This is a genomic window from Crocosphaera watsonii WH 8501 (assembly GCF_000167195.1).
Taxonomy (GTDB): Bacteria; Cyanobacteriota; Cyanobacteriia; order Cyanobacteriales; family Microcystaceae; genus Crocosphaera; species Crocosphaera watsonii.
Genome location: NZ_AADV02000153.1, coordinates 1 through 10,526, shown reverse-complemented (window position 1 = coordinate 10,526; position 10,526 = coordinate 1). Strand labels below are relative to the sequence as shown.

Annotated in this window: 12 protein-coding genes, 1 tRNA gene and 1 pseudogene; 11 read left to right on the top strand and 3 right to left on the bottom strand. The window is 39.1% G+C overall.

Annotated features, from left to right (window positions below; genetic code table 11):
* Window positions 1–387 precede the first annotated feature (387 nt).
* Window positions 388–1,914, top strand: a complete 1,527-nt coding sequence (locus CWATDRAFT_RS26390) for an IS5-like element ISCwa2 family transposase (protein ID WP_007307866.1) — start codon at window positions 388–390, stop codon at window positions 1,912–1,914.
* 235 nt (window positions 1,915–2,149) lie between these two features.
* Entirely contained in the window at window positions 2,150–2,392 is a 243-nt protein-coding gene (locus CWATDRAFT_RS26385; protein WP_007307865.1) for a hypothetical protein, read from the top strand.
* A 94-nt stretch (window positions 2,393–2,486) separates the two neighbouring features.
* Here CWATDRAFT_RS26385 and CWATDRAFT_RS38885 read toward each other — a convergent pair whose 3' ends face one another.
* The gene (locus CWATDRAFT_RS38885) at window positions 2,487–2,654 is read right to left on the bottom strand and encodes a hypothetical protein (RefSeq protein WP_007311774.1); all 168 of its coding nucleotides are present in this window, start codon (window positions 2,652–2,654) and stop codon (window positions 2,487–2,489) included.
* Window positions 2,655–3,198: 544 nt separating this feature from the next.
* Here CWATDRAFT_RS38885 and CWATDRAFT_RS26380 point away from each other — a divergent pair.
* Together CWATDRAFT_RS26380 and CWATDRAFT_RS26375 are read left to right on the top strand one after the other, a co-directional pair.
* A complete protein-coding gene (locus CWATDRAFT_RS26380; protein WP_035828932.1) occupies window positions 3,199–3,489 on the top strand; it encodes an RRXRR domain-containing protein in 291 nt (96 codons plus the stop codon).
* A 54-nt stretch (window positions 3,490–3,543) separates the two neighbouring features.
* Window positions 3,544–6,057, top strand: coding sequence for an ATP-binding response regulator (locus CWATDRAFT_RS26375; protein ID WP_042712498.1), 2,514 nt, complete (start codon window positions 3,544–3,546; stop codon window positions 6,055–6,057).
* 378 nt (window positions 6,058–6,435) lie between these two features.
* Here CWATDRAFT_RS26375 and CWATDRAFT_RS42015 read toward each other — a convergent pair whose 3' ends face one another.
* Window positions 6,436–7,272, bottom strand: a complete 837-nt coding sequence (locus CWATDRAFT_RS42015) for an RNA-guided endonuclease InsQ/TnpB family protein (RefSeq protein ID WP_007307863.1) — start codon at window positions 7,270–7,272, stop codon at window positions 6,436–6,438.
* Window positions 7,265–7,585: a transposase gene (locus tag CWATDRAFT_RS42010; RefSeq protein ID WP_412093280.1), complete on the bottom strand. Its 321-nt coding sequence runs from the start codon at window positions 7,583–7,585 to the stop codon at window positions 7,265–7,267. Before CWATDRAFT_RS42010 ends, CWATDRAFT_RS42015 begins: the two co-directional genes overlap by 8 nt.
* 287 nt (window positions 7,586–7,872) lie before the next feature.
* On the opposite strand from CWATDRAFT_RS42010, the gene CWATDRAFT_RS26365 reads away from it, so the two are divergent.
* The 7 genes and pseudogenes from CWATDRAFT_RS26365 to CWATDRAFT_RS26335 form a co-directional block, all read left to right on the top strand.
* Window positions 7,873–8,109 (top strand): DNA-directed RNA polymerase subunit omega, encoded by a 237-nt coding sequence (locus tag CWATDRAFT_RS26365; protein ID WP_197083674.1) that lies wholly within the window; start codon window positions 7,873–7,875, stop codon window positions 8,107–8,109.
* Window positions 8,110–8,117: 8 nt separating this feature from the next.
* A complete protein-coding gene (locus CWATDRAFT_RS26360; RefSeq protein WP_007307860.1) occupies window positions 8,118–8,732 on the top strand; it encodes a hypothetical protein in 615 nt (204 codons plus the stop codon).
* A gap of 20 nt (window positions 8,733–8,752) precedes the next feature.
* Window positions 8,753–9,121, top strand: a complete 369-nt coding sequence (locus CWATDRAFT_RS26355) for a DUF1818 family protein (RefSeq protein WP_007307859.1) — start codon at window positions 8,753–8,755, stop codon at window positions 9,119–9,121.
* 47 nt (window positions 9,122–9,168) lie between these two features.
* A tRNA-Pro gene (locus CWATDRAFT_RS26350) sits at window positions 9,169–9,242 on the top strand.
* 184 nt (window positions 9,243–9,426) lie between these two features.
* Window positions 9,427–9,654, top strand: coding sequence for a preprotein translocase subunit SecE (gene secE, locus CWATDRAFT_RS26345; protein ID WP_007312880.1), 228 nt, complete (start codon window positions 9,427–9,429; stop codon window positions 9,652–9,654).
* Window positions 9,654–10,274 carry a transcription termination/antitermination protein NusG gene (nusG, locus tag CWATDRAFT_RS26340; RefSeq protein WP_021831945.1) on the top strand — a complete coding sequence of 207 codons (621 nt, stop codon included), beginning with the start codon at window positions 9,654–9,656 and terminating at the stop codon, window positions 10,272–10,274. The genes secE and nusG overlap by 1 nt, the downstream gene beginning before the upstream one ends.
* A 2-nt stretch (window positions 10,275–10,276) precedes the next feature.
* Window positions 10,277–10,507, top strand: a pseudogene (locus tag CWATDRAFT_RS26335) (uL11 family ribosomal protein); the annotation flags it as partial.
* Window positions 10,508–10,526 lie beyond the last annotated feature (19 nt).

Genomic DNA, 10,526 nt, shown 5'->3' with positions numbered 1-10,526 from the left:
TTTGAGGTTATACACAGGTGGAGTGGTTTTAATAGTATTAAACCCCTACACCAAATCATTCATAAATTCTCATCCTCGTAGGGGCATAATACTATTATGCCCAAACTCTGTATTAAATTAAAACTGTTACGGTTCAATCAATTTTTTAGATTCTTGACGGCGATATTGAGCTTTTAATTGTCTTAATCTTAAAGGGGGATAAAGTAACATTCCTGTTAAGGGTAAACCAGAAGCAAGTAAACCTGTAATTAGGGTTTGCTGAATAAAAGCAAAACCCTATTCTTTAAAAGGTTACACCCATATTCGCGATCGCAAAAAAGATCAGCTTTGTCGGCTACAAACCGCTATAATTGGTAGAAACACCTCCCAGTTGTTGGTCAAGAACAAATGTATCGAAAAGAGGAGCAACCTTTACCGCCCCCAGAAAAATTTGAATTACCTTTCGAGGGCAAATTGTCCCCCAATAATCGTTGGGTAATCATGGCAGAGTTGATACCTTGGGATGATTTTGAGGAAGAATATGCTAAACTTTTTTCAGCAGAAAAAGGTGCGCCAGCCAAACTATTTAGAATGGCATTAGGGACATTAATTATTAAGGAAAAATTAGGAACAAGTGATAGAGAAACTATAGAACAGATTAGAGAAAATCCCTATCTACAATACTTTATAGGTTTAAATTGTTATCAACAAGAGCCACCACTGGAATCTTCAATGCTAGTTCATTTTAGGAAAAGAATTGATGGAGAATTGATAAACAAAATCAATAAAAAAATAGTAAAAAGAGAAATAGACAAGAGTAATAAAGAAGTAAAAAAAAAGGATTGTCTCCAAGAAAAAGGAGAAAAAATAAAAAATAAAGGTAAACTAATTTTAGATGCGACTTGTGCGCCAGCAGACATCAAATACCCAACGGATTTAGGCATATTAAATCAAGCCAGAATTGAGACAGAAAGAATAATAGATAATCTTTATAAACCATTAAGAGTAAAATTGAGAAAAAAGCCGAGAACTTCTAGAATAATTGCTAGAAAGGAATACTTAAAAGTAGCTAAAAAACGAAAAGTATCTTATCAAGAAAGAAGAAAAGCTATCGGGAAACAGTTAAAATACCTTAAGAAAAATTTAGGAAATATAGAAGACTTAATTCAAGCTGGGGCTTCCCTGGAAAATCTGAGTAAAAGACAGAAAAATTGTCTAGAGACTATCAAAAAAGTTTATGAACAACAACAGTCAATGTGGGAGAATAAGACCCAGAGTGTTCCTCAAAGAATTGTAAGTTTAACTCAACGGCATATTCGTCCAATAGTGAGGGGAAAAGCAGGAAAACCAATAGAGTTTGGAGCTAAACTCTCAGTAAGCTGTGTAGATAACTATGTGTTTCTAGACAAAATAAGTTGGGAAAACTTCAATGAATCTTGTCATTTAAAAGAACAAGTAGAAAAGTATAAAGAAACGTTTGGCTATTATCCCGAATCCGTCCATGTAGATAAAATTTATCGAACTAGGGAAAACAGAAATTGGTGTAAGGAAAGAGGGATAAGAATCAGTGGTCCGAAGTTAGGAAGACCTCCGAAAAATGTCAGTGAAGAAGAAAAGAAACAAGCCCACTCCGATGAATGCTTCCGTAATGCTATTGAGGGAAAGTTTGGACAAGCTAAACGAAGATTTAGCCTAAATCTCGTGATGACAAAACTCCCTGAAACCTCCATTACATCTATTGCTATTACATTTTTAGTTGTCAATCTTTCTAAACTTCTGAGGCAGTTTTTGTCGCTTTTTTTGTCCTTATTTACTAATAATAGAACAGGAGAACTCATCAAACCGCCTTTCATTAATTTTGATTATACTTTAAACAATTTTTATGTACTAAAACTTATTGATTTGTCAGAAAATTCTTGGTCAAAAGTGGTATAAATTTTGGAGAAACTTTTTCAGCAAACCCTATTTAATAAAAACTAATATTGCCCAAGGGGTTGATTTTGAGCATCAACCCTGTGGGGGGGAGGACGGTGTAACCCTCCTCCCCCCCCACACACACGGCAAGAATGATTATCATTATTGTTTATTCTCAATAAGCCCTCTAGTTTTTGACAATTTATAGAGTGATCGCCACGGCTGAAACCCTCTTTCAATCAGGGTTTTAACGGGCTTGTCACCCCGTGAGGTTGATAACTCTCACTATACCCCCAATATCGGTGATTTCGTACTGAATCGTATTTTATCCCACAATGTTGAGCAAGTTCCTGAAGATTTCGGTGTCTTAATAACTTCAGAAAATATTGAGCAACATTTAGCTAAAATTCGTAGCGATCGAGAAGAATGGGCTAAAATGCGACCTAATGAGGTGGAGTTAGTCGAAACCTTAAAACAGAACTTTAAAGAACAACAATGAACCCCTTAAAGATTTGGAGAAAAGCCAGGATTATTCCTGACTTTATCTAAGTTTTAGGTGTGTCGTGGTGAGAGTTTACCGGTAACAATCACATTTAGCATTCATCCTTGTCGTCCCCAGGACAGTCTTTACCATAAGTAGTAGAACTATCAGAAAAAGGGTTAGACGTAGCGACGGCCACGGTTTCCACACCGAAAAACACCAGAAGGGAAATCACTATGATGGTTGCTAGTTTACGTTTGAGACTTAGTTTGTTGTTCATGGTTAGGTTATCTCCTTAACTCACACCTGCTTAGAAGGTTTCTCCAATAGATGGTTACCCTCTACTCCCATCATAGGGTTCGTTTATTAGAATGTCAGTCCCATTTATTTTAATTCTTCCTACCCCTTAGAGCCGCCTACATGGAATTAAGTAGAAAATAGTAGAGAAACTTTTGAGCAGAATTGTAATTAATTGTAAGGGTTTAAGCTTTGTGAGATAAAAGTCAGAACATATTGATTAAAATGGGGAGAGACATAATCTTTGTCTTGAGATCATAACCAGAGGCTTCAACGAGTTTAGTCACAAACCCGCCGTTAATTGCTCAGGCAATATAACGGGGGCTTGATTTAAAGCCCATGATGTGACCAGTTCACCTGATTTTCAGGTAAACGTTATCTAATTCATGACACCTCTTGGTACGTGCCAGCCTAGAGCAACTGTCGTCTAATTTTAAACATTGCTAAACGGGTTAACGAAGTGAATTAGGCCAAACAAGATTAGATAACTGAACGAGGCAAACATTACCCCTAACGGGAGATTAAAAATGCCAAACTTTGTATTTGTTCTAGACACAACTAAAAGTCCGTTAAAACCTGTCCATCCTGGACAGGCGAGATTGCTTTTAAGACAAGGAAAAGCCGCCGTATTTCGGCGTTATCCTTTTACCATAATTCTCAAGGAGGAAGTGACAGAACCCTCTAAAAATATCACTCTAAAACTTGACCCAGGTTCTAAATTTATGGGAGTTTTAAGCCAAAACTCCTATCTGAAAAATTACAATCACTCGTCAACCTTTATCGACACCCATTTTAAGAGAACGACATTAGTAACTTAAACTAGCTGTTATTTTCTCCTTATTCCTTGCCAAACAAACTTTGTAATGGCTTCCATGCTTACCCTCAAACAATTTCTCTATTCAGTCCCGACCTGTAGCCCACCCATTACCTATCAACAACTACAAATCCTGTTTCAGTGCAATCAGCAGGGTCATGATAGTGTGGTGGTTGTTAATGCACAAAGGATTCCTTTGGGCATAATTTTTAGTCGTGATTTCCTCTTAAGCTTGCTCAATCAACCTGTAGTCACTTCTTCTCCAATAAATAAGGAAATATCTAGGTCCAAGCATTCTGCAAGTTTGGGAGACAGATGGGACTGGGAAACCTGTATGAGTCCCTTAACCCTGATTCCTTACGATCTGAAAGTTTTTGACTTGGTTCATCTCCTCAACGCTAACCCACAAGGGGCCAAAAAACCCAACTATGGACTGGTGGATAGGCGTGGGCAATTTTTGGGATTATTGGATAGTTGGAAAATTCTACAAACGGTTTTAGCGGAAAACTCTCCTCCTCAACCAGAGTTAGCATCACTCAAAGGTCTCATTAAAGAACTCTTAGAAGAACTGCCGTTACCGGTGATGTTACAATCTCACCAAGGGGAAATTATTCAACAAAATCGCACTTGGCGCGAACAAATTGGGGAATTTATCCCTCCAGATCAAGCAACAGCTTGTCCCTTACCCCAGAAAACAAGGGACAGATCGCAACAGCCAATTAGTTTTGACAATATCGATAATTATTGTCAGACAATAGCTTCAACATCTATTACGGATATTGCTTGTAAACAGTCGTTAAAAACCAAAAAAGACCTTCAGACATTTCCTTTACCAATAGTAGCTAAATATAGCCAAGAAAGTTCTGGCAATTGCTTGATTGATAACGATGATAGGGAATCGAGACAAATCTGTGAACCAGACAAAGTTTGGCAATTTATAAAATGTCCTTTAACTACGGATAAACTAGAAGCACCTATTTCTATTTTTGTGGCCACTGATGTCACACAACAACAACAATTATGTCAAGAATTGGCAGCTAAAAATGCTGATTTAGTGCAACTAAATCGCCTGAAAGATGAATTCTTGGCTTGTATTAGTCATGAACTAAAATCACCCTTAACCGCAGTGGTGGGGTTATCTAGTCTTCTCCAAGAAGAAAAAATCGGTAATCTTAACTCTCGTCAAGTTCATTATGCCCAGTTAATTTACCGTAGTGGTCGTCAACTGATGACTTTAGTTAACGATCTATTGGATTTGACTCGCCTAGAAACAGGACAATTAAAATTGTCTTTTAATCCCGTCAATATTAGAGAAATTTGTCAAAGAGCTTATCATTCCATCACAGAAAAATATCAAAGTAAAACTGAAAAACCTGTAGATTTTAGTTTAGAGATCGAACCTGAATTAGAGCATTTATTAGCAGATGAGTTACGACTCCATCAAATGTTAGTTCATCTGTTGGATAACGCCATGAAATTTACCCAAACTGGCGGAAAGATTGGCTTAAAAGTCAGTCGTTGGTCAGATTGGCTCGCTTTTAACGTATGGGATACAGGCATTGGTATTCCTGAAGAATCTCAACATCTAATTTTTCAGAAGTTCCAACAACTAGAAAATCCTTTAACCCGACAATTTGAAGGAACAGGGTTGGGGTTGGTTTTGACCCAACGCTTAGCTCGGGCCCACGGGGGAGATATCTCTTTTGTATCTAAGGCAGGTCAAGGTAGTCAATTTACCCTATTGTTACCCCCTTCCCCCCACAAAGAACAGCCATCGCCCCATGATCAAGGTTCTAACCCCTTAATACTAATTGTTGAAGCCATTCCTAAATCCATTGAAACTTTAATGGATAAGTTAACACAACTGGGCTATCGAGTGATGATTGCTCGGACAGGAACCGAAGCAGTAGAAAAAGCCCGACAATTAAGACCTTATGCTATTTTTTTGAATCCTTTATTACCTTTATTATCGGGATGGGATGTTTTAACTTTACTAAAATCTGATCCCCAAACCCAAAATATTCGGGTTTTTGTTACACAAACTCAAGGTCATCAATTATTAGGTAAACACCGTTGTACTGATGGATTTATTAAGATTCCCAGTGATTTATCTACCCTTGAGCATTGTTTAAAACCCCTACAGCCTAAAATACAAGTTGAAAGTCGTTCTTTAACTATTCTCACTTTAATTCCTAATTTTTCTGCTCTAGATAAAGAGCGTGTTCCTTTAACATCAAAATTAGAAGGGAATTTGATTGGTAAATTATCTCAATTCAATCATCGTATTGTGGAGGCCGATGATCTTGAGCAAGCATCTTTATTGGTCAATGTTTGGGATATTGATGTGATCGTCCTGGATGGACAATTTTTAGACGAGCCGGACAAATATCTGCGATCGCTCGCTCAAAATCCAGAACTCGTAGAGTTACCCTTAGTGATTTTAGATGTTGTGAGCGCACAAGCAGCTAACACCATAGAAGGATTATCCGTATTTCCTTGTTTAATTTCTGATAGTAAAGAGGAGATTTCCCAATTATGCCAAGTCATCTCCATTGCAGCAAATCACCATTAATCAGAAGATTTCTGGTTTTTGGTAGCAAAAAAGTCAGTTGAAGAACCCCAACTTACTTCGTTGAAGTTGGGGATTCTAACAGGGAATCGCTTCCTCATTCACCCACTCACCCACCCCCTTTAGTTCCCCGTCCCAGGAGGGGGTTAGGGGGTGGGTAGGGTTGCTAGGCTCAGTCTCCAACGACACTGATTTCTCCCGACATTTTGTCGAACCTGTTGTTTCAGGTTTAGCCGTAACTTCCTCCGTGACCCGAAGTAGCTTGGATTGACTAATTCCAAGAGTTTTAAGTCCCTTGATTCCAATATTAATTGATGCTTGAATATCTGAATCTGAGAGAAAACCGCAATTAAGACACAAAAAACGTTCTTTATTGCGGTTTTATTTTTGAATATGTCCGCAATGCGAATATTTTTGCGAGGTAAACTTAGGATTAACCTTTAAACAAATTGAGCCAAACTTTGCAGCTACCGACTCGATTTTTTCTGTAAGATTCCCCCAGGAGCAGTCTCTAATTAACCGATTTAATGCTCTTTTGGCTGATTGTCCATTTTTCAGAAATTTGCTGCTCGCGCTACCAGGTGCGCCGTGAGACGGCGCGGGGTCGCTCGCCTTTTCATCCTGTTTCGCACGACATTTTCTAATCATTCCTTGAATGTTCAGATCCTCTAAAACAATTACATCAGCTAAACGAACAAGGTGGTGAGCGATTTTCCATTGGTAATCTTCTCTTTGGTTAACTATTTTTTGGTCAACACGGGCTAATTTAGCGTAGGCTTTTTTCTGGTTAGAGGAACCTCTCTTCTTACGAGATGCTCTACGCTGCCTGATAGTTTTTCTTTTGGATAGTCGCTTCTCAAATTGAGGATTTTCTATTAACTCTCCATTGCTCAAAGCTAACAGTTTCTTGATACCCAAGTCACAGCCAATGGTAGTTTTTACTTGCCCTAAATCCTGGAGGTTTAATTGAGGAACTTCTGTGTTTTCTATCCGAATTGACATATACCAACCATCCGCTAATGAGCGAATGGTTACAGTTTTTAGGCTAAAACCATCAGGGATACTTCGAGACTTAAAAAATCTCATCCAACCAATAGAAGGAAGATAGACCTTATTTTTCTCTAATTTAACTTGATTAGGAGGATAGCTAAAACTTTTGAATCTTTGACGAGTTTTAAACTTTGGATATCCTCTGCCATCAAAGAAGTTTTCACTCATCCGTTTTTAGTCGTCTCAAATTTTGCTGTAGAACTGTAGAATGGATTTTTTTGTACCAGGGTCTAGCTTGTTTTAAAAAGGGCAATTCAGAGGATTGCATTTCATAGGCATTACGTTTTTTACCTGATTTTTTGAAGGGTTCTCCTAATTGGGATTGTGGAGAAATTGAACAAGTTAAGGGACAACAAGGGGCTTTTGTCTTGAGGTCAGAATAGTTGCCTAGTTTTGGATATTTAACTTGCTCATACGCCTCAATCCTGTCTCTTAAGCAGAAATTGTAATGACTTCTGAGCATGGATACCCAGTTGGTCATTATTATTTCTTGAGACAAGCTTGCCTTTAATTTGTATTTGTAGGCTAAGATCATTTTAATGGAATTCTTGATTTAAGAATTTCGTATTTTTTTTTAATTATAGTGGTAATGGTTGAAAATTGCCACTATATTTTCTATATAGATTCCCTTCGGTCAGTTTGTTTACTGGTCGCCATTCATCCCCACCGTGTAGACGGATGGGGATGAATGGCGACATAGGATAAAACAGCAAATTCTGTTAAGCTATATGTTTACCACCGGACACCATACAGAGGAAAAACATAATGATGCCAAAAAAACATTCTTTTGATTCTTCTCAGGTCATGTATCGCGCACAAGAATTATTAGACGCAGCCTCTAACCGTTATCGTATTACTGTTCAAGTTGCTAATCGAGCCAAACGTCGCCGTTACGAAGAATTTGATAGTATTGATGATCCTCACATGAAACCGGCTGTCCGTGCCATCATTGAAATGTCTGATGAGCTAACTCAGCCAGAAATTATCAGTGATGTGAGATCCTAAGCAAAATAATGAGAAAAACACTTTTACTATCCAAAAAACACCAAAAATGGTTAGGGGTTTTTCTCCTCAGTCTGAGTGTCAGTTGGGGAGTAATGCACTTTAACTTCAGTCAGCTTGAAGGTTGGAGTATAAAAAGTGCTTACGGTCAAAATCTTCGACCTGAACAAGCAGCAGAGATGGTTTACGAGAGATTACCGGAACTGCCCAAAGAAAATAACTATATTAGCGATGAAACGGGGGAAATAAACCCTAGCCACACCTTGATTGGTCGTTTTATCCGTTACCACAAGGATTTTAAACGACGTTCTCCTCAGCACCCTTTAGACTGGAAAGTGACCCTAGCAGATTATTTAGGGGTCAATCAATCTATTAGGGAATCTAACTATCCGGGATCTACCTTAAAAAGTAATCCCCTAACCAAAGATATCGAAGTCATTCGCCAACTAAGTCGTCGTCAACGTCAACAGTTAGTAGACTTATTAGTTGAGATTTATAACCCTCAACCCCAAACCACAACTAATCAAGGGATTCCCACGGAAACAGAAGGTACATCATCACCAGAATCTACTTCCGGAACCCCTGGTTTGTCTTGGCCTGGAGATGCTCAACTACTTGCACCTTAATTACTAATTAATTGATAAATATGGGCGATCGCATACTCAAAAAAGGTCAAGGATGGCGATTAGGATGGAATACAGAAGAAATTGCTTATCCTGGCTTAATAGGGGGAGATGATTGGGCAATTGAATTAAGCAAGGTCGAATTTGCTGATTTTTGTCGCCTGTTTGAACAACTAGCTACAACTATGGAAGCGATGGCCGAAGAGTTGATGGAAGAAGAGAGAATAGCTTGTGAGGCAGAAAGTGAATTATTGTGGTTGGAAGTAGAAGGATTTCCCCAAGGTTATTCTTTGAGGATAATTTTAAATCAAGGTCGTAGGTGTGAAGGAAACTGGCCAGCCGAGGTGGTGAGTGAGTTATATCAAGAAATGCAAAAATTAAACACCTTTTGACTTGCCTTTTTGAAGAGAATAGGTGTATAATAAGAGTCTGTGAGTATCGGGGCGTAGCGCAGCTTGGTAGCGCACTACTTTGGGGTAGTAGGGGTCGTGGGTTCAAATCCCGCCGCTCCGATTAAAGGGAAAAGCGGGATACATTTATCTTGTCTTTGACCCTAATTTAAACGAATCAGTAACAAAAGATTAAATTTTGAGTTATACTGATAGTCCGAGTTCAACTGGAGAGATTACCCCAGTCATCACTCAAAGATACACTGCAGTAATAAAATACTGTAAATTTATGTCGAGAAGAGATCACCGTGGTTAGACAAGAAGGTTCTAAAAAAGATACAAAGCCAACCAAAGGCGAAACCAAAACCAACAATCTTGTGGTTGAGACCAAAGAGGAACTGGCTAAAGTCGTTTGGCCATCAAGACAGCAACTCTTAAGCGAGTCAGCCGCAGTTATTTTAATGGTGAGCCTGGTAGCGACTGTTATTTATCTTGTAGATAACCTATTTTCATGGGGATCCGGGAAGGTATTTTAATGAGTTTTGCTCACGATCACGCATCCGAACCAGAACAGCAGCAAGAAAAAACAAAATTGGTAGCGCGGTGGTATGCCGTACAGGTAGCCTCTGGTTGTGAAAAGCGAGTCAAAAACAACCTAGAACAACGGATTCAAACCCTAGATGTAGCGGATCGAATTTTACAGATTCAGATTCCCAAAACACCAACGGTAAAAGTCCGTAAGGACGGAAGCCGTCAACAAGGGGAAGAAAAAGTTTTTCCTGGCTACGTATTAGTGAGGATGATAATGGATGATGATGCTTGGTTAGTGGTGAAAAATACCCCCAACGTTATCAACTTTGTGGGTTCAGAACAAAGACGGGCTTATGGTAGACGCCGTGGTCACGTTAAACCCCTACCTTTGAGTGCTTCAGAAGTAGAAAGAATCTTTCGCCAAGCAGAACAGCCAGAACCTCTTGTTAAAATCGATATGGAAATCGGCGACAAAATTCTGGTACTCTCAGGGCCGTTCAAAGATTTTGAAGGAGAAGTGGTGGAGGTTAGTTCTGAACGCAATAAACTGAGGGCATTGTTGTCCATTTTCGGACGAGATACCCCAGTTGAACTCGAATTTAACCAAGTTGAGAAGCAAAATTAGCGATGGCCAAGAAAGTTGTTGCCTTAATTAAACTAGCCCTTCCTGCCGGAAAGGCTAACCCCGCCCCCCCTGTTGGTCCTGCCTTGGGGCAACACGGGGTCAATATCATGGCATTTTGTAAAGAATACAACGCCAAGACCTCCGATAAAGCAGGAATGGTGATTCCTGTACAGATTTCGGTGTTTGAGGATCGTAGTTTTACCTTTGTCCTCAAAACCCCTCCAGCGTCTGTATAATTCGCAAAGCAGCCGG